The 22,531-nt window shown below is 70.7% G+C and carries 23 protein-coding genes and 1 pseudogene; 9 read left to right on the plus strand and 15 right to left on the minus strand.

Annotated elements, in window-relative coordinates; genetic code table 11:
* Positions 1 to 97 precede the first annotated feature (97 nt).
* The gene (locus ACZ79I_RS32355; protein ID WP_471502111.1) at positions 98 to 499 is read left to right on the plus strand and encodes a winged helix-turn-helix transcriptional regulator; all 402 of its coding nucleotides are present in this window, start codon (positions 98 to 100) and stop codon (positions 497 to 499) included.
* A 34-nt stretch (positions 500 to 533) separates the two neighbouring features.
* On the opposite strand, the gene ACZ79I_RS32360 is transcribed toward ACZ79I_RS32355, so the two are convergent.
* From ACZ79I_RS32360 to ACZ79I_RS32375, 4 genes are read right to left on the minus strand one after another with little or no spacing between them, the layout of a single operon-like run.
* Complete coding sequence (locus tag ACZ79I_RS32360; RefSeq protein ID WP_471502113.1) at positions 534 to 956, minus strand: acyl-CoA thioesterase; 423 nt, start codon at positions 954 to 956, stop codon at positions 534 to 536.
* Positions 957 to 1,009: 53 nt separating this feature from the next.
* A complete protein-coding gene (locus tag ACZ79I_RS32365; RefSeq protein ID WP_471502115.1) occupies positions 1,010 to 1,645 on the minus strand; it encodes a hypothetical protein in 636 nt (211 codons plus the stop codon).
* A 26-nt stretch (positions 1,646 to 1,671) separates the two neighbouring features.
* On the minus strand, positions 1,672 to 1,878 hold the full coding sequence (locus tag ACZ79I_RS32370; protein ID WP_471502117.1) for a DUF397 domain-containing protein: 207 nt from the start codon (positions 1,876 to 1,878) through the stop codon (positions 1,672 to 1,674).
* A complete protein-coding gene (locus ACZ79I_RS32375; protein WP_471502119.1) occupies positions 1,869 to 2,342 on the minus strand; it encodes a DUF5753 domain-containing protein in 474 nt (157 codons plus the stop codon). Before ACZ79I_RS32375 ends, ACZ79I_RS32370 begins: the two co-directional genes overlap by 10 nt.
* A gap of 69 nt (positions 2,343 to 2,411) precedes the next feature.
* On the opposite strand from ACZ79I_RS32375, the pseudogene ACZ79I_RS32380 reads away from it, so the two are divergent.
* Positions 2,412 to 2,879 (plus strand): annotated as a pseudogene (locus ACZ79I_RS32380) (GNAT family N-acetyltransferase); the annotation flags it as partial.
* A gap of 217 nt (positions 2,880 to 3,096) precedes the next feature.
* Here the strand turns inward: ACZ79I_RS32380 and ACZ79I_RS32385 are convergent.
* Entirely contained in the window at positions 3,097 to 3,642 is a 546-nt protein-coding gene (locus ACZ79I_RS32385; protein WP_471502121.1) for a YciI family protein, read from the minus strand.
* 524 nt (positions 3,643 to 4,166) lie between these two features.
* The gene (locus ACZ79I_RS32390; RefSeq protein ID WP_471502123.1) at positions 4,167 to 5,375 is read right to left on the minus strand and encodes a pyridoxal phosphate-dependent aminotransferase; all 1,209 of its coding nucleotides are present in this window, start codon (positions 5,373 to 5,375) and stop codon (positions 4,167 to 4,169) included.
* Between the two features lie 87 nt (positions 5,376 to 5,462).
* On the opposite strand from ACZ79I_RS32390, the gene ACZ79I_RS32395 reads away from it, so the two are divergent.
* Positions 5,463 to 6,089 (plus strand): winged helix-turn-helix transcriptional regulator, encoded by a 627-nt coding sequence (locus ACZ79I_RS32395; RefSeq protein WP_471502125.1) that lies wholly within the window; start codon positions 5,463 to 5,465, stop codon positions 6,087 to 6,089.
* A 172-nt stretch (positions 6,090 to 6,261) separates the two neighbouring features.
* Here ACZ79I_RS32395 and ACZ79I_RS32400 read toward each other — a convergent pair whose 3' ends face one another.
* The 3 genes from ACZ79I_RS32400 to ACZ79I_RS32410 are packed head-to-tail and all read right to left on the minus strand — an operon-like array spanning position 6,262 to position 9,906.
* Complete coding sequence (locus tag ACZ79I_RS32400; protein ID WP_471502127.1) at positions 6,262 to 7,080, minus strand: hypothetical protein; 819 nt, start codon at positions 7,078 to 7,080, stop codon at positions 6,262 to 6,264.
* Complete coding sequence (locus ACZ79I_RS32405; RefSeq protein ID WP_471502129.1) at positions 7,080 to 8,345, minus strand: VWA domain-containing protein; 1,266 nt, start codon at positions 8,343 to 8,345, stop codon at positions 7,080 to 7,082. Before ACZ79I_RS32405 ends, ACZ79I_RS32400 begins: the two co-directional genes overlap by 1 nt.
* A 43-nt stretch (positions 8,346 to 8,388) precedes the next feature.
* Positions 8,389 to 9,906: an IucA/IucC family protein gene (locus tag ACZ79I_RS32410; RefSeq protein WP_471502131.1), complete on the minus strand. Its 1,518-nt coding sequence runs from the start codon at positions 9,904 to 9,906 to the stop codon at positions 8,389 to 8,391.
* Positions 9,907 to 10,000: 94 nt separating this feature from the next.
* Between ACZ79I_RS32410 and ACZ79I_RS32415 the strand changes: the two genes are divergently transcribed.
* On the plus strand, positions 10,001 to 11,488 hold the full coding sequence (locus ACZ79I_RS32415; protein ID WP_471502133.1) for an IucA/IucC family protein: 1,488 nt from the start codon (positions 10,001 to 10,003) through the stop codon (positions 11,486 to 11,488).
* A gap of 251 nt (positions 11,489 to 11,739) precedes the next feature.
* The gene (locus tag ACZ79I_RS32420) at positions 11,740 to 12,153 is read left to right on the plus strand and encodes a hypothetical protein (RefSeq protein ID WP_471502135.1); all 414 of its coding nucleotides are present in this window, start codon (positions 11,740 to 11,742) and stop codon (positions 12,151 to 12,153) included.
* Positions 12,154 to 12,355: 202 nt separating this feature from the next.
* Here the strand turns inward: ACZ79I_RS32420 and ACZ79I_RS32425 are convergent, their stop codons facing one another.
* Positions 12,356 to 12,877 carry a hypothetical protein gene (locus tag ACZ79I_RS32425; RefSeq protein WP_471502137.1) on the minus strand — a complete coding sequence of 174 codons (522 nt, stop codon included), beginning with the start codon at positions 12,875 to 12,877 and terminating at the stop codon, positions 12,356 to 12,358.
* Positions 12,878 to 13,326: 449 nt separating this feature from the next.
* On the minus strand, positions 13,327 to 13,911 hold the full coding sequence (locus tag ACZ79I_RS32430; protein WP_471502139.1) for a hypothetical protein: 585 nt from the start codon (positions 13,909 to 13,911) through the stop codon (positions 13,327 to 13,329).
* Between the two features lie 541 nt (positions 13,912 to 14,452).
* On the opposite strand from ACZ79I_RS32430, the gene ACZ79I_RS32435 reads away from it, so the two are divergent.
* Positions 14,453 to 15,208 (plus strand): response regulator transcription factor, encoded by a 756-nt coding sequence (locus tag ACZ79I_RS32435; protein ID WP_471502140.1) that lies wholly within the window; start codon positions 14,453 to 14,455, stop codon positions 15,206 to 15,208.
* 83 nt (positions 15,209 to 15,291) lie between these two features.
* Here ACZ79I_RS32435 and ACZ79I_RS32440 read toward each other — a convergent pair whose 3' ends face one another.
* On the minus strand, positions 15,292 to 16,245 hold the full coding sequence (locus ACZ79I_RS32440; RefSeq protein WP_471502142.1) for an NAD-dependent epimerase/dehydratase family protein: 954 nt from the start codon (positions 16,243 to 16,245) through the stop codon (positions 15,292 to 15,294).
* 50 nt (positions 16,246 to 16,295) lie between these two features.
* Positions 16,296 to 17,309 carry a ScbA/BarX family gamma-butyrolactone biosynthesis protein gene (locus ACZ79I_RS32445; protein WP_471502144.1) on the minus strand — a complete coding sequence of 338 codons (1,014 nt, stop codon included), beginning with the start codon at positions 17,307 to 17,309 and terminating at the stop codon, positions 16,296 to 16,298.
* A gap of 161 nt (positions 17,310 to 17,470) precedes the next feature.
* On the opposite strand from ACZ79I_RS32445, the gene ACZ79I_RS32450 reads away from it, so the two are divergent.
* On the plus strand, positions 17,471 to 18,121 hold the full coding sequence (locus ACZ79I_RS32450) for a ScbR family autoregulator-binding transcription factor (protein WP_471505338.1): 651 nt from the start codon (positions 17,471 to 17,473) through the stop codon (positions 18,119 to 18,121).
* Positions 18,122 to 18,368: 247 nt separating this feature from the next.
* On the opposite strand, the gene ACZ79I_RS32455 is transcribed toward ACZ79I_RS32450, so the two are convergent.
* A complete protein-coding gene (locus ACZ79I_RS32455; protein ID WP_471502146.1) occupies positions 18,369 to 18,980 on the minus strand; it encodes a ScbR family autoregulator-binding transcription factor in 612 nt (203 codons plus the stop codon).
* Positions 18,981 to 19,476: 496 nt separating this feature from the next.
* Positions 19,477 to 20,352: a MarR family winged helix-turn-helix transcriptional regulator gene (locus ACZ79I_RS32460; RefSeq protein WP_471502148.1), complete on the minus strand. Its 876-nt coding sequence runs from the start codon at positions 20,350 to 20,352 to the stop codon at positions 19,477 to 19,479.
* A gap of 652 nt (positions 20,353 to 21,004) precedes the next feature.
* Here ACZ79I_RS32460 and ACZ79I_RS32465 point away from each other — a divergent pair.
* Both ACZ79I_RS32465 and ACZ79I_RS32470 read left to right on the plus strand, forming a co-directional pair.
* On the plus strand, positions 21,005 to 22,030 hold the full coding sequence (locus ACZ79I_RS32465) for an ester cyclase (RefSeq protein WP_471502150.1): 1,026 nt from the start codon (positions 21,005 to 21,007) through the stop codon (positions 22,028 to 22,030).
* Between the two features lie 92 nt (positions 22,031 to 22,122).
* Positions 22,123 to 22,524, plus strand: a complete 402-nt coding sequence (locus ACZ79I_RS32470) for a nitroreductase family deazaflavin-dependent oxidoreductase (protein ID WP_471502152.1) — start codon at positions 22,123 to 22,125, stop codon at positions 22,522 to 22,524.
* The last annotated feature ends 7 nt before the right edge of the window (positions 22,525 to 22,531 follow it).

The following is a 22,531-nucleotide window of genomic DNA, read 5'->3' on the forward strand; positions in this document are numbered from 1 at the left end:
CGGGGCCTCCGCCTTCTCCATGGGCACCATAGGTGCACGACTTGTAACGGGGGACATCGTCGGTGACCATGGGGACCGGGCGTAAGGAGGCAGTTCGATGTCCCAGAGGAACACCGGTGTTACCGCGCAGGTCGTGAACGCGCACGCGTGCCCGGTGCGCGAAGTTCTTGACAGGGTCGCGGGCAAGTGGAGCGTGCAGATCCTTGTGGCCGCCGCCCATGGGCCGATCCGCTTCACCGAACTGGAGCGCGGCATCGAGGGCATCAGCCGCCGCATGCTCACCCTGACGCTGCGCAACCTGGAGCGCGACGGGCTCGTCACCCGCACCGTCCATCCGACGGTGCCGCCGAGGGTCGAGTACGCGCTGACTCCGGTCGCCCGCGACCTGCACGAGACCCTGCAGCGGCTGACGGACTGGGCCGAGCGCAACCGCGTCCACATCGCCGAGTCGCGTGCGGCCTACGACGCCGAGCACCGGCCGGAGCCGCTCGACGCGTAGGCCGCGGCCGCCCGCCGGGGCGGGGCCCCGGCTCCTACAACCCGAACAGGCTCGGATCCGTCGCCAGCTCCTTGAAGTGGTCCTGCGGATTCGCCACCAGCCTGCGTTCCTTGAGGTCCATCAGCCCGCCCACCCCGGTGAGCTCGGCGGCCACGGTGCCGTCCGTCTTCCGGACGGTCTGCTCGATCCGGAACGTCTTGCCCCCGCCCCAGGCGAAGGCGCACGTCACATCGACCTCGTCACCGGCGAGGAGCTCCCGTTTGTAGCGGATGGTCGTCTCCAGGGCGACGGGACCCACGCCTGTGGCGACGAGCCGCGCCTGGCTGATGCCCGCCGCCTTCAAGAGCGACCAGCGTGCGTGTTCGGCGTAGTTGAGGTACACGCTCTGGTTGAGGTGGCCCTGCACATCGGTCTCGTATCCGCGGACGGTGACCCGGACGGAAAACGGCTCGCTCACTGCTTCCCCTTCTCACGTTCGTTGCCCTGCCCACCGATCTTGGCATGCGCCCCTCAGACTCGGCGCGGGGATGCCAGCACGTAGCGCTGTCTCGTCCGCGGCTCGGTGTGCTCGCTCACCTGCCAGCCGGCCTCCTCCAGCGTCGCCGCGCAGGCGCGCAGCGCCGCGAGGTCGGGCTCCCGCACGGCGACCGCCTCCGGCTGCGGGGTCGCGCGCACCCGGTAGCCCGCGCCGTCGCCGGTCGCGGGCCGGTGCCCCGCCGCCTCCAGCGCCAGCGCCGCGGCCCGCACCAGATGCGCGCGCTCCCAGCCGCACGGGCGGTCCGTGGCGCCGTCCGGGTTGGTCATCCGGCGCAGCTCCAGCAGCCCCTGCCAGGCGCCGCGCACCTCCCGCAGGCGTGCGGGCGAGACGTCCGCGGACTCCTGGCCCTCCTCGCCGCCGACCCGCGCGGCGAACACGCCGGAGTCCGCCGCGGCCGGGGCGGTCGCCACCGCCTCCTCGGCGGGCGTCTCCCGCACACGCTGCCCTGCGGGGGTCAGGAAGTGGTCGTGCGGCGGCCGCGGATGCCGGAAGGCCAGCCCTCGCTTCACCAGCGCCGCGAGCTGGGCCGGCGTCCCCTTGAGCCGCCCGGTCACGGGGTCGGCGGCGTCGATGACCCGCCGCTGCGCGGCGGTCGGCGGCCGGGTCACGACGTGCTCCTCCAGTCGTTCGCGGGTCAGCGGTCCGCGGCGTACGAGACGAAGGCGGCCCACTCCGTGGGGCCGAAGGCGAGCCGGGGGCCTTGCCTGTTCTTCGAGTCCCGGACGTGGACGGTGCCCGGGGCGTTGGCGACCTCGACGCATGAAGGGCCGTCGTTGGTGCTGAAGCTGCTCTTGAACCACTGCAGCTCGGAGCCGCTCCCGGCCGAGGGTTTTATGGACATGTCTCTCCCAGCGCTTTCTCGATGAAGGCCAGTGACTCGTTGGGGGTGAGAGCCTGGGCCCGGATGATCCCATAGCGCATCTCAAGGATCCGGACCTCCCTGGGGTCAGAGATCACTTGGCTGATGAGCTGGACCTCGTTGAGTCCCACCGTGGTGCCTTCCTCGAGCCGCAGTAGTCGGAACGAACCCGCGAGACCAGCATGGTCCTCACAGTCCAGTGGCAGCACCTGGATATCGACGTTCCGCAGACCACCCGCCTCAAACAAGTGTTCGAGTTGTCGACGCATCACCATTTTGCCCCCGACGGGCCGACACAGCGCCGCCTCGTCCAGAACGAAGCTGAAGACGGGCATGGCCTTGGAACCGTCGATGATCTCCTGCCGGGCCAGCCGTGCAGCGATCTGCTGCTCCAGCTCGTCCTCCGGCAACGGCGGACGGCGTACGCCGAACAGCGCTAGGCGCACGTCTCGCCCGCCGGCCGGCCTGCGAGCGACTCGACGCCTGGGGCTGGTCCTACGCCTGCGGGGCGAACCGTACGCTACTGGGACGCGCCACCGTGGGGCGAACGCGTGCGCGCCGAGAAGTCCATCGCGGCTTGCCGGCAGATGGCACAGGAGGGCACCGGGGCGCGGCTGGCCGTGGATCGTGTCTCCGACGGGGCGTTCATCGGCTGGTGCAGCCTGAACGGGTGGAATCCGGACTACCGCAGCGCGTCGCTTGGCTACTGCTTCGACGATGCAGCCTGGGGCCACGGCTACGCGACCGAGGCCGCGCGCGCTCTGCTGCGGTGGGCATTCGACACGCTGGACCTGAACCGCGTCCAAGCTGAGACCGATACGCGCAACGTGGCTTCTGCCCGCGTGCTGGAGAAGCTCGGCTTCGTGCGTGAAGGGACGTTGCGGGAAGACTGCGTCGTCAACGGCGAGGTCTCCGACTCGTGGGTCTACGGGCTGATCAGGCGGGAGTGGCAGCCGCCGTCCGAACCGGTTCCCGTCCACTGAGTTCCGTCGCACGGCACTCGGCATCGGCGCCGGCAGACCGAACTGGTCCGCATGCACGCCACCGGCGAGTACACGATCGCCGGACTGATGGAGCTCTCCGTGGGCGCGCGCACGCCGGCACACGGCAGAGGCGGGCGCCCGCCCGGCCCGTTGACTCCTCGTGCCGTGGCAGCCGAGCATCGGGCGGACCAGCCGCCTCCCCGGTGTCACCACCGAATTACGGCCGCCCGCCGAACTGCCAGTTGTGCACCTCGACGTCGGCGTACCGGTCCGGGGTCAGGATGGCGCGTGCCGTCTCCGGGTCCGGCGCCCGGAGCAGCACCGCTGTGCCCAGCCAGGTGGTGCCGTCGTCGGACAGCAGCGGCCCGTAGACGATCAGCTCGTCCCGGTCGGGCGGCACCGCGAGGTCGGCGGCCTGCCCTGTGCCGAGGCCCAGCACCAGATACCGGTTGCCGCCGGTCCGGCCGCCGGGGAAGTCCCACATGGTGCGCCCCAGCGTGTTGCGCCACCGCCGCAGCAGCACGTCCCGGTAGGCGCCGGCCTGGTAGTTCGGCTCGTCGAAGGCGAAAGCGCGGGCAGCGGCGGGATCGGGCAGGTCGACGATGTGCACGCTTCCGGTGGGTGTGTCGTCGGCGGCGAGGGTCGGGCCCCGGGCGATCATCTCCTTCGCGTACCGGTCCATGTAGGACCAGTGATCTTCCAGCAGCTCGTCGCGCAGCGGCAGGGAGCCGGGCCGGTCGCGGTGGTAGCAGAGGAACTCCATGCCCATAGCCTCTCTTCAAGGAGGCAACCGGAGCGAGTGAGTTGTTCAAGGGAACTCACGGGATGCCGCACGGCTGGGGCGTTCCCAGGAATGCCGGGCCGGTGTCGGCCGGCGAGAATGAGCCGCCCGGCGGCTGACATCCGGTGCGTGGGCGGCCCGGTCTCCGGCGGCTCGCTGCCATGTGACGGCGACGGTGTGAGACCGCCTCGCTCCCGGACGCACCGAGGAGCGCGGCCCGGCGCCCTGGAGGAGCCGCTACCGCACACTTGCCCAGTGCTCCACCCTTCAGGGTGGAGATGTAGGGCATCCTCGCCTCAGCGGCCCGTAAGGCCGCAGCACCACTGCTAAAGTCGCCTTGTCTGACAACGTAGTTGGCGGACCTACCGCCGGACGGGCGGGAAGTCAGGCCTGTGGAGGCCCGGTAAGACCACCTTCGGGTGGCAGAGGCCCGTGAAGCAGGAACCCGAGGGAGCACCGCGTAGCGGTGCTGACCGGAATCACCTGCGTTTACGCAGGTGAGGGCGTCAATGGCGGTACCCGTTCAGGAACCGCCCGATCCGGCCGATCGCCGTCTCCAGGACGTCCGCGTGCGGCAGGGTGAGGATGCGGAAGTGGTCGGGGCGGGGCCAGTTGAAGCCCGTGCCCTGGACCACCTGGATCTTCTCGCGCAGCAGCAGGTCCAGGACGAACTTCTCGTCGTCGTGGATCCTGTGCACGGCCGGGTCGAGGCGGGGGAACGCGTACAGCGCGCCCTTCGGTTTCACGCACGTCACGCCGGGGATCTCGTTGAGCTTCTCCCAGGCGCGGTCGCGCTGTTCGTGCAGCCGGCCGCCCGGCGCGGTCAGTTCGGCGATGGACTGGCGGCCGCCGAGCGCGGCCTGGATGGCGTACTGGGCGGGGGCGTTGGCGCACAGCCGCATGGAGGCCAGCATCGTCAGGCCCTCCAGGTAGTCGCGCGCGTGCTGCCTGGGGCCCGTCACGACCAGCCAGCCGGAGCGGAAGCCCGCCACACGGTACGTCTTCGACAGGCCGCAGAAGGTGAGGACCACCAGGTCGGGGGCGAGGGCGGCGGCCGAGTGGTGCACCGCGCCGTCGTACAGGATCTGGTCGTAGATCTCGTCCGCGAACACCATCAGGCCGTGCCGGCGGGCGAGGTCGAGGATGCCCTCGACGATCTCCTTCGGATAGACGGCGCCCGTGGGGTTGTTGGGGTTGATGATCACGACGGCCCTGGTGCGGTCCGTGATCTTCGACGCCATGTCGTCCAGGTCGGGGTACCAGTCGGACTGCTCGTCGCACAGGTAGTGGACCGCCTTGCCGCCGGCGAGGGTCGTCACGGCCGTCCAGAGGGGGAAGTCCGGTGCGGGGATGAGGATCTCGTCGCCGTCCTCGACGAGCGCCTGGACGGCCATCGACACCAGCTCCGAGACCCCGTTGCCGAGGAAGACGTCGTCGACGCCGACGTCCAGGCCCCGGGCCTGGTAGCGCTGGGCCACGGCGCGGCGGGCGGAGAGTATGCCGCGCGAGTCCGTGTACCCGTGCGCCTGCGGCAGCATCCGGATCATGTCCTGGAGGATCTCCTCCGGCGCCTCGAAGCCGAAGAGCGCGGGGTTGCCGGTGTTCAGGCGCAGCACGCTGTGGCCGGCCTCCTCCAGCGCGTTGGCGTGCTCGATGACCGGGCCGCGGATCTCGTAACAGACCTCGCTGAGCTTGCTCGACTGCCGGAACTCCATGCGCCGCTTCCCCTCCGCTATCCGCTGTTGCTTGGTTTTACCAAGTGGCAGCTTGGAAAGTCCAATGACATGTCTAGACTGCGTCGCATGTCACCTCGTCGAAGCTACGACCAGTACTGCTCCACGGCCCGGGCCCTCGACGCCGTCGGCGACCGCTGGACCCTCCTGATCGTCCGCGAGCTGCTCGCCGGGCCGCGCCGCTACACCGACCTGCACGCGGACCTGCCGGGCGTGAGCACGGACGTCCTGGCCTCCCGGCTGAAGGACATGGAGCGCGACGGGCTGACCACGCGGCGCCGGCTGCCGCCGCCGGGGGCCGCGTACGTATACGAACTGACGGGCCGCGGAAGGGAGTTGCTGCCCGTGCTGCAGGCGCTCGACGCGTGGGGCGCGCCCGAGCTGGCGGAGCGCCGGCCGACGGACGCGGTGCGCGCGCACTGGTTCGCGCTGCCGCTGCTGCGCTCGCTGGAGGGGGAGGGCCTGGTCGACGTCCGGCTCGACGAGGGGGCGTTCCACCTGTGGCTCGGCACCGAGGACGGCCCCGTGTACGGCGACGGACCCGCGCCCGGGGAGCCCGACGCCCGGTTGACCCTCGACGCGGAGACCTGTACCGCCCTGGGCCGGGGCTCCTTGACGTTCCCTCAGGCCGTACGGGACGGACGCGTCGAGGTGACGGGGGACGGCACGCTCGCCAAGGTGCTGCGCGGGGACTGACCGCCGCGCGGGACGTTTCCATCAGGTTCGAAATGATTGCGGTGGACCGCCCGGCGCCGCGAACCTGTGCGCCGGATCCCATGCGCTGTCCTTGTGCCAACCGGCGGTCCGGGGGGAGGGGCCCGCCGCGCCGGAGGGGGCGCGGCGGGCCTTGGCCTTGCCGTCTTCCGGGTCAGACGCCCGGCGGCACCCGCGACGGCCGGCCCGTGCCGCGGGTCAGCGCGTACCCGCCGATGCCCGCCAGCGCGGCGAGGACGCCGCCGATCGCGGTCCACACCCATCGGTCGGACCACCAGCCGGAGGCCCAGCCGTCGCCCGGTGCGAGCGACGACAGCGTGGCCGCCTCCGAGTCGGCGGACTCCTGCGAGACGGCGATCCCCGGCACCAGCGGCTGCGCCAGCGAACCGTCCACCGCCGCCGAGCCGCCGATGTCCTTGGAGTCCACCACGACCTCGGCGTTCACCGGCGTTCCGAGGTCGGCCGCGCCCAGGCCCACGGCGGTCAGCCGGATGTAGTAGGTGCCCGGCAGCGGATCGTTCGCCCATGGCTCCGACCAGGCGCGGACCGTCCGCAGCGTGCAGGACAGGTCCACGGCGGCGGCGTCCTGGGCGGCCGTCCGTGTCTGCGCCCCGTACTGGCACGCCTGGCGGCGGCGCAGCCCGTCGTAGACGTCGAGCTGCCATGTCTGCGTCCCGCTCCGGGACGACGACGGCAGCTTCACGGTCGCCTTGACGGTGGGCCGCTGCCCCGCGTCCGCGGGGAACGACCAGTACAGGTAGTCACCCGTCGAGGCGCTCGCCGTGGCCTGCTGGCCCTGCTGGATCTCCACCGCCGTGCGGAACGACGTACCCGCCGAGGTGGGCGCGGCGCTGTCGCCGGACGGGCTCGCGGAGGGCGAGGAGTCGGCGGCGGCCGGGGACACGGCGGCGGCCGGGGACACGGCGGCGCCCAGCAGCGCGGCCGCGGCGATCAGTACTCGTGCGATACGCATCAGTTGGTCCTCCAGACCGCGACCCGCCAGCGTGACACCCAGCCCCACAGCAGACCCGCGAGGAACCCGGCCACCACGAGGGCGCCGAGCAGCCACCAGCCGCGCCCGAGGCCGAAGGACGCCACGTCGCCCGCCGGGTCGGGGCCGTCGACGACGTCGACCGTCAGCTCCAGGGGCAGCCCCGGCGTGGCCTTCACACCGGCCGCCGGGGAGAAGGAGTTGGCGACCTGCAGGCACACCGTCTCGGCGGGCGCGTTCTCGTCGTCGCTCTGCGCCTTCGGATAGCGCAGGCCCGTCGACAGGACGTCCGTGCGGCCCGAGCCGGTCGCCTCGCCGCGCACGATCTCACGCCCGTGCACGGTGACCGCCCGCAGCGTCACCCCGTAGTCCCGGGCCACCTGCCGGTCGTCGGAGACGCTCACCGAGGCCCGCAGTTCCTGGCCCGGTCGCACGTCGACGCGATAGAAGCGGTGCTGTCCGAACTCCTCGCGGTCCGTGTAGAGACCCGACTTCAGCGCCGGCGCCGTCGCACACCGGTCGGTGCCGTCCACGGCGACCGGCGTGACCGTCTTGTCCGCTGTGCGGTCCACCAACTGGTTGACCTTGTCGGACAGTTGCTCCTTGTGCTGCACCGATGTGTAGGTCCCGCCGGTCGCCTCGGCGATGCAGCTCAGCTGCCTGCTCAGCTTGGCGTTCGGTACGAGGCCCAGCGTGTCGATGGTCAGCCCGATCCCCTTGGCCGCGATCTCCCGGGCCACCTCGCAGGGGTCCAGCGGCGCGCAGGTGTCCTCGCCGTCGCTGATGAGGACGATGCGGCGCGATCCGTTGCCGCCGTCGAGGTCGTCCGCCGCCTTCAGCAGGGCGGGGCCGATCGGCGTCCAGCCGGTGGGCTGGAGCGTCGCCACGGCCGTCTTGGCCTCGGTCCGGTTCAGCGGTCCCACCGGGTAGAGCTGCGCGGTGTCCTTGCAGCCCGTCTTGCGGTCGTTGCCCGGGTAGTTGGCGCCCAGCGTCCGGATGCCGAGCTGGACCTCCTCCGGCGTCGCGTCCAGTACCTCGTTGAACGCCTGCTTCGCCGCGGCCATCCGGGAGCCGCCGTCTATGTCCCGCGCCCGCATCGAACCGCTGACGTCGAGGACGAGATCCACCTTGGGGGCGTCCTGGGCTGTCGTCTCGTCGGCGACGGCGCCGGCCGGGACCGCGATCCCCGCCGTCAGGGCGGCGATCAGGGCGCAGACGCCCGCCGCCAGCCGTTTTCTTGTGATCATCGGCGGATCTTATTGACCGGAGCGGGTGTGCTTCAAAACGATCTCATGGCTCACAGCGGGCGAACGCGCGATCGAGCGGGTTGGGCAGCCCCGCCCACAGATCGCCGGGCCGCCCGGGGGACAGCCGCATCAGCGTCAACGCCTTGGCGGGCAGGGGCTCTTCACACAGCGCCAGGACATCCGGGGTGCGGGGCAGATCCCGTACGGCGGTCTCCAGGGCCGCCCGCAGCGCCGGTCCCGAACCCGCCGCCGAGGCCAGCGCACCCGCCACCAGCGAGCCGAACAGCTTGCGGCGCAGGGTCCTCTCGTCGTCCGTGACCATCCGGCCCGCCACGTCCGGGGCCTTGATGCCGTGCCGGGCCAGCCGGGCCGGGCTCACCCGGATGTCCGCGAGGTCGCGGTAGACCAGCCGCAGCGGCTCCCCCGACGACGAGAGCACCACCAGGAGGTTCTGACCGTGCGCCTCCAGCGCCACACCCAGATCCAGCAGCCGCAGGCCGGTGGCGAGGGCGAGACGCGCGAGGGAGCCGAGCCAGGAGGCGGACGCGGGCAGACCGGTGAGCGGCAGGGCGGCCACCGGGACGACCCGCTCGCCGGCCGCGGCGGACGCGTACACGTCGGGCGGCTCCCGCAGCACCGCGGCGAGATCGGGGGTGCGGGCGCTGACCGCCCCCAGGGTGCGGGTGATGTGCAGCAGACCGCCGGTGCGCGCGGCGATCGAGGTGAGGAAGCCGGACAGCACGGCCGACGTCTGGACCGAGCCGACCGAGATGTCCCGCACGGAGGACGTCAGCCGGGCGCTGACCGCGGTCTTCACATGCGGCCCGCCCTCGGGCAGGGCCAGCGTCCGCAGGGACATCAGCGGACGGGCCACAGGGCCGTCCTGGGACGGCACGGCGAGCACGTGCGCCGTCTGCCAGGGGTGGACCGGGATCAGCGGGCGCGCGCCGTCCCACAGCCACGCCGGCCACTCGCCCCGCACCAGACAGTCGTCCACGGCGACCAGACCGAGACGCACCAGCGGCCGGTGCTCCGGTCCGTACGCGAGCTGCTCGGCCACCGAGAAACCGGGCCGGGAGCGGCAGTTGGGGTGGAACGGGTGCCCGTCCACGACCCGCTGCTCCCACTCCCAGCTCGCCGCCGGTTGCGGCGCGGCCACCGGCCGGCCCGCCCGGGACAGCGCCAACGAGGCGGTGCCGTGGTCGAGTTCCGCGGCGAACGCGTCACCGTGCGGGACCCCGAGGGCGGCCATCAGCGCGGCAGGACGGTGGTGGGCCCGGCCGTCGAGCAGCACCTCGGTGACGTGCGCGGCGGTCGTGTACGGGTCCGCGGGCGGGCCGTGCAGCAGGCGCCCGTCGGCCAGGCGGACGGTGAGCGCGCCGCGCGCCGGCTCCCGGCGCGCGACCCACGGCAGCGGTTCATGGGCCAGCCCCCGCCACAGGCGCGACAGGACGGCGGCCCGGGCGCCGGGCAGCGCGGCCTCGTAGGCCCCCGCCAGATCGGGCCGCACGACGGCCAGTTCACCGGCGACGGCCGCCTCCGCGGAAGGGGGAAGGTGCACGGTCGGACTCCTTGCGACGGGGTGGCGCGGCGTGGTGGGGGAACCACAGTGGACATACTGATCGCGAGTGCACCGTACGGAACGAATGGATCCCATGGAGCCCATGTCCCCGGACGGCGTCTGCGAGCGCGCCGACGCCCATGCGGCGGCACCGCTGCTCAACTGCCTGCTGCGGGAGGCCGCGGAACCGGCCGGCGAGCAGGGCGTGCACCGCCTGCGGGCCGGCGGCCGGCTGCTGCGCGTGCGCGGCGGCCGCCGGCCCCGCGACCCCGAGGTGTTCGCCGGCGGCGCCTGGCACCCGCTCAGCCACGCCGAACTGGTCAAGCTCACCGCCGAGGAACTGCGCCGCGCCACCGGGGTGTCCAACCTCGAACTGCCCGGCGAGATGCTCGACAGCCGGGACGCGGTGGCCGCGATCCTGGCCGCACGCGCCCGCGCGACGGCGCCCGACGACCCCTATCTGCGCTCGGAGCAGTCCCTCGTCACCGGGCACCCCTGCCACCCCGCGCCCAAGGCGCGCGGCGGCGGCCCGGCCGCCGGCTGGCTGCCGTACGCGCCCGAGGCGTACGCCCGCTTCCCGCTGGCCCTGCTGGGAGTGCGCGCGGACGCGGTCCTGGAGGAGGGCGACACCGCGGCGCTGGACGCGCTCGGCACGGCTCCGCCCGGTTACCGGCTGCTGCCCGTACACCCCTGGCAGCTCGCCCTGGTCGGCTCCCGGCCCCCCATCCGCGAGGCGTTCCAGGACGGGCGCCTGGTGCGGCTCGGCGACACCCCGTGGCCCGTCCGGCCCACGGCGGCGATCCGCACGGTGTACGCCCCCGACGGCGACCTGTTCCTCAAGTTCAGCCTCGATGTGCGGATCACCAACGACATCCGCCGGCTGTGGCGTCACGACCTGCTGGCGCTGCGCCGCACGGACACGGCCGCGGTGTCCGCGTTCGCGGCGCTGCCGGGCCCGGCGGCCTGGCTGAGCGACCGCGGCTACCGCACGGCCGGCTTCGCCTTCGAGGAACTGGCCGTCCTGGTACGCGACGGAGTGCGCGGGCACCTTTTGCCCGGCACCACCCCGCTGCTGGCCGCCGCCCTGGTGGAGGGCTTCGAGGGCAGCCCCCTCGACACGCTCACCGACCCGGACCCCTGGTGGACGGCGTATCTGCGCCAGCTCGTCCCGCCGGCCCTTGAGGCGTTCGAGCGGCACGGCGTCGTCCTGGAGGCCCACCTGCAGAACACGCTGGTCGCGGTGGACGCCGCCGGGCTGCCCGTCCAGGCGCTGTTCAGGGACGCGGAGGGCGTGAAGCTGCTGACGGACGTGTCCCGCCCGGCGGGCTGGGAGCGGCTGGTGTACTGCCTGGTCGTCAACAACCTCACGGAAGTGGCCGCCCTGCTGGCGGAGCGCCACCCCGGCTGGAACCCCTGGCCGGCCGCCCGCGCGGAACTGGCCCGCCACCCCGTCCCCGAGATCCCCGCCCTGCTGGCCTCGCCCACCCTGCCCGGCAAGACGAACCTCCTGCTGCGCTGGACGGGCGCGGACGGTGCCGACGCGCGCTATCTGCCGCTGCCCAATCCGCTGGCCCGCCGGTGACTGTTCGCCACCGGGCCGGTGCATCCCGCGATCAGCGCACTCCGGCGGGCGTTCCGGTGCCGTGACCACCGGGACGCGCTCGCGCACGGCGGCTTTGCCAGTGGCCCGAATCACGTCCTCACAGTGCACCGAGCGGCTGGGGTCATATACCCCGGGGGGTATACATTGGCGTCACCCCTCAATACCCCCGGGGGTATGCGTCGCGGACCCGGTGATCCGTCCGCGTCCCGTAACCGAACGAAGGAAATGCCATGCTTCAGGCGATGACACCCATGCTCAAGAGGGTCCTCCTGCCGATCGTTCTGCTCACGAGCCTTCTCGCCGTGACCATCGGCGCCAACGCTCCGCAGGCCGCCGCGGCGACGAGTACGTCCGACGTCGTGGTCTACGTGGGCGACCAGGCCGCTTCCGCCTACGAGCAGTCCCTCAACGGAGTCCTCTACACCGAGGACGCGATCGGCACCATGGCCAACAGGATCCTGTGGACCGAGAGCGAGATCGGGACCATGGCCGACCGCATCGTCTACGTCACCGAGATCTCGCAGGACAACACCATCAAGGTCATCTACTACGCGTACAACATCGTGCTGACCGGCATGGAGAACGGCGGCTATCTCTACCAGCTCTCGGTCGTACCGGTCTTCGCGCTGCCCACCGGCTGGTGACACCCCGGGAGCGGCCCTGCCCCGGCTCCTGGCCGGCCGGCGGCGACCGCCCCTGCGCCGACGGCACCGGGAGTGTTCCCGGTGCCGTCGCACCCGCCCGGCCCGGCAGGGGACGGGCGGTGCGCCGGCGTCGTCTCCGGCCCCGTCTCCGGCCCCGTCTCCCGAGGTGACGCGGCAGCCGGCGAAGGGACCGCCGCGGCGTTCAGGACGACGTGACGCGCGCCTGGAGCCGGACCAGTCCGGCCACACCGAACTGCAGGGCCACCGGCAGCGTGTGCCCGGCGCTGACGCCCCGCACGTGGCGCAGCAGGACGCGCGGACCGCTGCCGCCGAAGGTGACGGTGGTGCCGCTCAGCAGCAGGATGCCGGCGGTGGACAGCGAGCCGTTGCCCTCGGCGGACCTTCCCCCGGCCAGCACCCCCCGTCCGCCGTCGGGGGTCGCGACCATGCCGAGGTGTTCGGGGACGCCGTCCTCGTTGCGCACGCTCATGCTGAGTGAGCCGTCACCCGCACGATCGAGGTGGGCGACGGCATCCGTGATCGTCAGGTCGACGTCGGCGACTTCGACATGGGCCCGCCCCGGAGTGCCCGGACCGCCGGTGGACGCGGGAGCAGCGGCTCGGTGGGAGGCGGGACTGTTCGCGCAGCCCGAGGCCAGGACGGCGAGTGCCACGGACAGCGATGCCGCCAGGAGTGTGCGCAGATGCCGGGTTGTGCCTGCCATCCCAGCAGTATGCCGATGCCGCCCCGGGGAGTTGCCGCCGCCCCCCTCCCGTGCGCGCCTCATCACCGTGCAGACGCCCCGGACCCCGCCACGAGACGTCGGCCGGCCGGGCCCGGCCGCGGAGGAGACAGCCACCGTGCCCCGCGCCGGGCCCATCGGTACGGCAGGGATGCGTCTCGACGAGTCAGCCTGCAAGCCCGCCGGTCCGCACCCCTACCGATCTGCTCACTGCCGGGGAGACGGGGCGGGCGTGGAGGGGAGGCACTCGGCCGTCAGCACGCGGAGCTCCTCGAGGTCGTACTCGGCGCGGTGGGGCGTGCCATGACGTGTCAGCTTCCCGCGGCTGGCCCACTTCCTGATGGTTGCCGGAGAGACGCCCATGGCGAGGGCTGCCAGCTCGGTGGGGACGGTGCGCGGCTTGGACGGTCTACCGGGGGAGACGCCGGCGTTCACGGGCGGGCTCCTTCGGCGGCGAGCGGGAGAGAGCCGTTCTGGGACATCGCGGCGGGGAGGCGATGCATGAAGCGCAGCCACTCACGGGGTGGAAGCGCGTGACCGGACTCGCAGACGATCTGCCGGGGAGGCTGGCCGGAGTCGGTGCGGGTGACGACCTCCAGCGTGCTGGAGCAGCCGGGCTCGGGGCAGCTGCCGATGGGCGTGCGCTGGACGGCTCCGGGCCCGAGCACGGCGTTGCACGATTCGAGCAGCCGACTGATCTCGTCGTTGAAGTCGGCGGCTGCCGGGTGTGCTGCGAGCCAGTCGATGTGACGGCTGAGGAAGTGCACAAGACAGGCCACTTCGCACTGGTCGGGCTTTGGAGACCGCGCTTCGTCGACGACCAGTCGCGCCCAGGAGGCCAGTGTCTCCGCTATCTGCGCGCGCAGGGCCACGATCCTCTCATCGAGGACGATGCCCTTTGCCGGTCTGTTGCCGCTGACGCGCACGCGCGGGCGGGGTGCCGTGGACGCGAGCGCGTGGTCGCTCTCGCGGTAGGCGGCGAGCAGCTTGTGCAGGTCGGCTCGGAGTGTTTCCACACAGCTCGGGCACAGCGGGGTCGTGACGGATCCGGGCCGTGGGTCGGTATGCGGGTGCCGACAGCGCGAGGAGACGCAGGTGCGCGGTGCTGAGCCATACGCGGGCCGACGGAGCCGATCGGCCGGTGGTCCGCCGTATGGCCTGGACTTCTCTAGCGACATGGAGCCCCCGGTCATGATGTGTGGAGAGGTATCCGATGTGCGTCGGTCACGGCGGGCGTCGTGCTGTGGCAAGAGCCGTGGCCGCGCTGACGGTTGATATTGTTGACATTTGGCGTCGCAACCTTCAACAGGGCCAAGAGCAGAGTTGTGTCAGAACTTTGTGCAAACCGTGCACCCGGGTAAGGGTTTCTTCATGGTTTCGCAAAGTGGGTCGCCCGGGTGCCGCTTGGTCCAAGCGCGGAGTGGCCGGTCGGGACGGGCTTGAGAACCGGTCAACCGGCTTGTATCGTCGAAAAACAGTTCAGGGAACGGGTTGGTCGGTATCGAGTGGGAGCCATACACCGTTGACATGCTCTGCGGGGGAAGAGGCGTCTAGACCATGAACGTTCTGATCGTCGACGACGATGACGAGGCGGCTCAGCAGCTCGATCGGGCTCTGACAAGCCATGGATACAAGACGGAGCGGGTCAGCACCGGGGCGGCGGCCCTGCAGCAGCTGCCGGGCATGACTCTGGTGTTGTTGGATCTCAGCCTGCCGGACCTCGCAGGACACGAGGTCTGCCGACGCATCCGAGAGAACTCCTGTGTCCCCGTCATCGCGTTGAGCGATCAGGGTGACGAACTGGACCGGGTCATCACCCTGCATATGGGGGCTGACGACATTGTATACAAGTCGCACGGCCGGTACGAGTTGATGGCCCGCATCCAAGCCGTGCTGCGGCGCAGCGCGCAATGCAGGCTCCACTTCGCCGCGCATTGCGCTTCGAAGCGGTCCACGACCGACCTGGCGTCGGCGTGGGCGTTGTTGCCGGCGCGGGGAGCCGTGGCGGGATCGCTCCGGGTCGGAGAGTTGCGCCTGGATCCGGCCGCGCGCCTGGTCCTCCTGCGGGAAAAGGAGGTACGCGTCACTCCAAGGGAGTTCGAGCTGCTGGCCGTGCTGATGGAAAACCCCGGTGTGGTGATGGAACGCCGGGACATCATGTCACGGGTGTGGGGTGAGAACTGGTTCGGCTCCACCCGCACCCTCGATGTCCATGTGGGGTCCCTGCGCAGCAAGCTGGGCAGTTCGGAGTGGATCCAGACGGTGCGCGGCATCGGTTACAAGCTGATCGCCCCCGCGTTCAGGACCGCGTGAGTTCTGGACCGTGCTCCGGTCCGGTGGGCGCCCCACCTGCTTTCCGGTGCCGGGACGGCGGTTCGGGAAACGGACAGACCGACTCAGGCTTCCAGGAGGCCGGCGAGATGCCGTCTGTACCATCCCGAGCACTCCGCGAACCGGGCTTCGAAACCCGCTCCGCAAGCCACTTCGGTATGGAGCCAGATCCGATGCGTGTCGTACCAGTGGTCCTGGGTGAGCATGTCGTACTGGTGCGCGGAGAGCGTGGGCAGAGCCTGTGCGGTGAGCATGCGATGCTCCGCCGCCGAGAGGGACTCCTCCGGCTGGGGCAGTCCCAGCCACCGGCACATGGTGGATGCCAGCTCCCGCATGGATTCGGGCCGGGGGTGGGCCACATGGTAGACGTGCCCCGCCGCGGGAGGCCGGTTCCCGTCGACCAGCGCCGCGACCACTCGTCCGAGGTCGTTGGCGTGCAGGACTGAGCTGTGCGCGGACAACCCCCGCGGCCACCCGGGCACCCGGTGGAGAAGCCTGGCCACAGTGGGAATGAACCATCGGTCGCCGGGGCCGTAGATCAGGTGTGGACGCAGGACGACCCCCCCGGCCCGGCGAACCGCGTGTTCCGCCTCGAGTCGTGACGCGCTGGCGGCCGACTGCGGCGCCGGCACCGCTTCCGCCTCGGTCAGGCCGCGGTGAGGGCCGAAACCGTAGACCGCGGCCGTACTGATGTAGATGAAGCGGCGGACGTCCGCCCGGCCGGACTCCTTGAGCAGGGCCAGTGTGCCGAGGTGGTTGACCTCGCGGCAGTGGCGCGGTTCACCGCCCACGTAGGAGGCGGCGTGCACCACCGTGGTCAGGCCGGAGCACACTCCTTGCAGCGTACGGGGATCGGAGAGGTCGCCGATCACGTACTGGACTCGGCCGTTCCGCCGTGCGGGTGGCGGCGGGTGACGGCACAGGACCTTGACGACCGGAGGCGCGACGCCGTCGGAGGGACCGTCGAGAAGCGCCTCCACGACGGCGCGGCCGATGAATCCCGTACCGCCCACCACCATCACGCCCGCCCTGGTGGGGTGCCGTGCATGTCTCGAAGGCGCGGTGCCTTTCACTGTGCCCGGCCGTCGAACACGGTCACCCGGCAGGAGCCGACGAGGGACCCGGCCTGGTGGAAGGTGACGGTCAGGACGTGGAGACCGGGCGTGACCTCTTCCGCAACGGCCGGCGACACGACGCACGGGGCGTCGAACTCGATGTATCGCAGGAAGTCGGCCGAGCAGGCCAGGAGCAGGCCGTTGGGGATGCCGATGGTGAGTAACGCGGCCTGGCGCGCGGCCTCCATGACCACCATCCCGGGGACGTGGTCCACGGGATGGTCGAAGAGTATGGGATGCGAGGCGTCGAAGCGCAGGATGCAGGTCCCGTCATCGAGAGGCCGGCTGAGTACGACGTCGGAGGCGCTGTTCCTGCCCACCAGCTCGGGCCGTACCGGTGCAGGCATGTCGAGGGAGGGGACGGCGCCGAGGCGGTGGGCGCGCAGCCGCTTGTAGACCGCCGGGGTCACGCAGTTCGCGACGGAGTCCCCGATGCCGATGCGCTCTCCGTCGCGGTAGGCGTCGATCGAGCAGGCGAAGGAGGAGACGTTCCCTCTGCGCCGTACGACGTTGTGCAAGGACACTTCGAGAATCACATGGGCGGGCTGGTCGGCGATGCGCGCGCCGTCCGCGAGGATCGCGAACGAGTGGGCGAGGGTCAGGAAGCTGTGCCCGATGGGAACGTCCAGCGTCTGGTGGGCGAGAAGCACGCAGGCTTGACGGATCGTCTCCGCGAAGATCATGGGATCGTGCCAGCGGCCCGCGACAGGACCGTAATAGCTGTGCCCGCGCGGCCACTGGGCACCGACCCGGTGGCCCCCGCACTCACCGTATCTGACCCCCGTCACCAGCACCTCGGACACAGCGGCCCGGTGGACGAGAGCGCGGGGAACGGTCTGCTGGAAGAGCTCCGGGCTGCCGCATCTCTCAGTGACGGCCCGCTGATCCGCAGGCTGAAGTGCATTCATTCCCAGTCCCCCTCTAGGAGGCGCACTAACCAATGAAGGCGGAGGAGCAGGGCGCCACATGGCCCGTTTCCGCATGCCTGTGATGCCCGAGGGCCGAGCGTACCAGCTGACTGGTTTTTTTCTGCCGGGGCATCTGCTACGTAGAGTCGCCCGGGAGGGTGTATGACCGATACCGAACGGGTACAGTGCGGCGCTGCCCGGAGCGGGGAGGGAGACCGGTGATGGCGAGGGTGAGACAGGAGCGGGCCGTAGCGACGCGGCAGGCCATTCTCGACGGCGCCGCGGTCGTGTTCGACAGCATGGGATTCGGCAGTACCAGTTTGACCGACATCGTGCGTCAGGCCGGGGTGACCAAGGGGGCGCTGTACTTCCACTTCCCGTCCAAGGAATCCCTCGCGCAGGCCCTTGTCCAGGAGCAGTTCGTGGCCGTGACCGCCCCGTCGGGGTCCGAGGGGTTCGGCGTGCAGAGCGTCATCGACCGCTCTCACTGGCTGGCTGAACAACTGTGCGTGAACGTTCGGGTCAGGGCCGGTATACGGCTGGTTCTCGAGCACGGTCTTGCGGGAGACGGTGACGCCGCTCCTTACGACCAGTGGATCGAGCAGGTGCGGGAGGCCCTGGCGTTCGCCCAGGGGCGGGGGGATGTGAAGCCGGAGGTCGACATCGCCGATCTCGCGGTCCACCTGATCGGGGCGTTCACGGGAATCCAGATCACCTCGCAGGTCCGAACCGGTCGCGCTGACATCCACGACCGGATTGCCGACCTCTGGAGGTTCCTGCTGCCGTCGATCATCCCGGCGCGCCGACTCGGCCGGTTCGAACCGAGGGGTTCGGGTGAGCTGTGGGCGGAATCGGCGGTCGGCGTCGACTGATCCGGCCGAGTGGGCGCCCGGTGATCCGGCCGAGGGGCGGCCCGTACGTCCGTGAGCCGGCGTGATGGCCGCGGCCGGATGCGCAAGCCCTCCACAGCACGGGGATGTGCGTGGGGCTGCCCTCGGACAGGAGGCGCTGCCGGGCGTCTTCCGCGGCCCGGCGGCGGTGCCGCTTACAGACGGTCCGTCCGAGGCCGTACGCCTCATGCAGGTCAGACCACCGGGGGCGCCGGCACGGCACGGCACTCTATGAGTGGGCAGTCGTCCTGATCTGCCCCATGGCGCCCGCGTCGGTCAGCTGCCACAGGTGGCTGAGCCACGTCTCGACCTCCGACTGGGCGGTTCCCGTCCACACGAGCGCCTCGACCCCGGACACCGCAGCCGTGACCACGGTCCGTGTCGGCACCGTCCGTGCGGCGGGGAGTTCGCCGTTCTTGCCTGCCTCGTCCACGAGATGCCACAGGCGGCCGAGCCAGAGCAGGTAGAAGTTCCGGTGGTCAGGGGCCGTGCGCCTGTCGGCGCGCTCCCGGGTGATCCGGACGCTCGCGCGCATGAACAGGTCCTCGCGCAGTAGCCGGTTGAGTGTGTGCGTCACGTCGACGATCACCTGGAGGCAGGACGTCTCGACCGCGCGCCGTTGCGACACGGCCTCTTCCAGCAGTTCGAGGCTCCGCAGCTGGACGGCATCGGCCAACTCGTCCTTTGTCGGGAAGTGGAAGAACAATGCGCCCTTGGTCACGCCTGCCGCCTGACTGACATTGGCCAGGGTCGCCTTGGTGAAGCCATGAGTCGCGAACTGTGCGGCAGCAGATGCCAGTAGGCGCTCCAGCGTGTGACCGGAGCGCTCGTGCTTGCCCATAGTCCCCCTTCGCCTGGTAGGGGTGCTTTGTCTAGGGGTGTCCGTTCAGGTTGATCCGACTTGTTGCCCAAACTAAAAACCGGTCGATCGGTTTGTCAACACTCGAAACGCGAAGTGGCGAAAAGGCGCCCGGCTCCGGATGGTGATCGCCGTCGGTCCGGTCGGGTGGATGTCGCCGACGAGGCCGCCGCAAGGTGTGTGCGGACATCGCGATGCCGGTATGCCGATTCGCTCAGGGGGGATGCCACTGCCGGGCGGCGGGCCGAGAGGGCCTTGACCTGCGAGGTGCGGGGCGTCGGCGCGCCTGCCTGCTGTCGGATGGTGCCCGGATGCTGTTCCCCAGCCGGTGCGGGGCCGCGCTGCCGGGAGAACGCCCCGGCCGGACCGTACGTCGGGTGCCGGACGGGGCGGCACCGGGATCAGCGCACACGTGCGGGCGGCATGTGTTCGCCCAAGGGGCATCCGGGCTGCACCGCATCACCCGGCCCGGCGTGTCTCACTCCTCCGCGGACAGCAACTTGCAGAGCAAGGCGCGGAGTTCCTCCTCTCCGCCTGCGCCGAGGGCCGCGCGGGTGTCCGCCTGCATGCGCTCCCCCATGTCGTACACGGCGGGCAGCAACTCGCGTCCGGAGCCGGTGAGTTCCAGGGCGTAACGGCGGCGGTCGCGTGGGTCCTTCCCGCGGGCCACCAGATCGGCCTGGACCAGATCGTCGACCACCTCGGCCGCGGCCGGCTCCGTGATCGCCAGGTGCCGTGCCAGCCGTTGCTGTGGGCACGGCCCCAGCATGTGGATCGCGATCAGAGGACCGAAGTGCCGTGCCCGCAGGCCGAGTTCGCCGAGCAGGGCGTCGAAGCTGCGGCGCTGGTGGAGGTGGGCCTGCGCGAGGAGATACTCAATGCTCTGGGTGGCGGGTTGCTCCGTCTCCGGCAGCAGCCTGGCGAGCAGCGTGTACAGCCGCCGCCGTTCGTGTGCCGACAGCGTGGCGGCCATCCGCGCGTTCCGCTCGGACATCGCTTCGCGCATGTCGTCGAGTGCGGCCCGCCCGGTGTCGGTCAGCCTCAGGACGTACGACCGGCGGTTGGCCGGGTTGCGGGTCCGGGACACATATCCGAGGTCCTCAAGCCGGTCGATGAGCCGGACCATGACCGTGCGGTTGATGCCGAGGCGCTCCGCGAGGTTCTTCTGCGACCGCGCGTCCTGATCCGCCAGGGCATCCAGCAGGACGTAATCGCGGGACTGCGGGGCCCCCTCGACCGCGTCCGCGGTGAACTGCGCGAACACGCGGCGCAGCAGATCACCGAAGTATCCGCCTGCCGGAGCGGGCGTGGGTGCGGCCCGGCCCTGGACCTCCGTCGGTCTTATGGCGCTCACCCTGCTGCCTCGTCTCTCCTGCGGTGCGACTCAACATAGAGCATATCAAGGGTGATTATTGGCCCAATGATTAGTTGGGACGTTGATCAGTGAGGAGTGGCTCCCGCCGATCGACGGCCTCACCGCGAGCGGGCCCGCGCCGAGGGGGCGGGCGCCTGCGGGTCGTTGTGCGGAGATCGCCACCTGCTCCCGCTCCCCGCGCTGTCCCAGCAGTCGGCGCCCGGCGTCCCGGCCGGGCCCGCCATGGCGGGCCGTCGCGTCGAACCGGCATAGAACTGGCATCGAACTTGCTTACGCCGAACTGGTGTTGACGCGAGAAACGCGTGTGTGTCACGCTGCTCGCGGCGCCCCCATGCCCTGAAAGTGCCCGAGTGCAACACGCATCGGCGCTTTCTGCGGCCCCTTTGCCGCGCATCGGCGGACGCACCGGTCGCGATCGGACAGCGGCGGCATCACTGAAACAGCTGTCATCAAAGGGCCCCGCTCTTCTTTTGGTTCGAGACGCTCGACCGTAATGACCCCAGAGTGCAGCCGAGTTCCCCTCGGCTGCACTCAGTGCTGTGCGGACCCGGCAGCAGTCCGCCCCGTGATCGAAGGAAGTGGTGCCCAGTGCTTCATTCTGTCGACGCGACCATCAGGACAGGGAGGCGGATTGCCCTCTGACAGCCCACTCGACCCGATCGCCGAGCAGGTGCGCACGCTGTCCGATCGCGCCAGTCTGAGCGAGCTCGTCGACCGTTACATGGTCACCCTCGACGAGGGTCCGTTCGACGATGGCTGGGCCAAGTCCCTGTTCACCGAGGACATCTCGCTGGTCTTCCCTGTGGGAAGTCATCGGGGAATCGCAGGCGCAGCCGATTTCACGCAGAAGATCATGGACCGCTGGGACCGGACCCATCACCACGGTTCCGGGACGGTCATCGAACTGGACGGTGACCGGGCTTCGATCAGCTGGAGTCTGATCGCCTCCCATGTTCACTTCGGTTCGCCCCGGCCCCCGGCGCCGACGAGCTACTTCCAGTTGGGCGGCAGGTTCGACGGAGTGGCACACCGCACCCCGCGCGGCTGGCGCATCGGAAGCCTGAAGCTCCGGATCGTGTGGTCCACCGGGGCGGTTCCTTCAGGCGTGACATCGGTCGATGCCACGACGGTCGAAAGACCGACGGAACACATGACGGTACCTCAGAAGAAAGGAATGGCAGGCATGGCCAGCGCTGAGCGGCAGAAGGAAATCGTTGAGGAGATCTTCCGCGAGGGGCTCACCAACGGTGATCTCTCTGTGGCGGACAAACACCTGACCGCGGATTTCAAGAACAACGGCAGCCACGACGACTCCATGCGGGGTCCGGAGGCGTTCAAGCACACCATCCGTATCCAGCAGAGCGCCTTCAGCGACATCAAGTACGAGATTCTGGACTTCGTCTCCCAGGGCGACCGGGCCGCCGCCCGCTGGGTCATGTACGGCAGGCACACCGGCCCGTTCCTCGGTGTCCCGCCGACCGGTCTGGAGGTCGAGCACAACGCGATCATCTGGTTCCGGTTCGAGGGCGAGAAGATCGCGGAGCGCTGGGGGATCGTCGACAACTTCACGACGTACCGCTTCCTGACGTCCGGCGGAAAGCCCGGTGGGCCCCTCACTCCGGGCGGCCCTGGTGCCGGGAAGCCCAGGTCCGCCTGACCGACCCGTCATGCGCCGTAGGGCGCCGGGGCCGTGCGGTCCCGGCGCCCTACGGCACTACCGCTTCCAGATCATGGACAAGGAGGGAATCAGTGCCGATCGACAGGCGGGTGGCGCGCTTCAACCGTGCGGTGGCGAACCACTTCGTGGGCCCGGTCCTGAGCCGTATGCCGGGCTTCGGCAAAGTCCACCACCGCGGACGCAAGTCCGGGCGCGAATACAGCACTCCGGTCAAGCTGTTCCGGCGCGGCGAGGACATCGTGATAACCCTGCCGTACGGGCCCGGTTCCGACTGGGTCAAGAACGTGCTGGCGGCGGGGGGCTGTGACATCACGACCCGCGGACGCCGTATGCACCTGACCAACCCGGTCGTCTTCTCCGACGACGGGCAGACGCGGATGCCCGCGCTCACCCGGCGGATCCTGTCCCGGGTCGGCGCCACCGAGTTCCTCTCTCTGACCTTGTCCGCCGCGCCGACCACGGCGAAGCGGTAGGCGGGCC

The organism is Streptomyces sp. PSU-S4-23 (assembly GCF_055632315.1).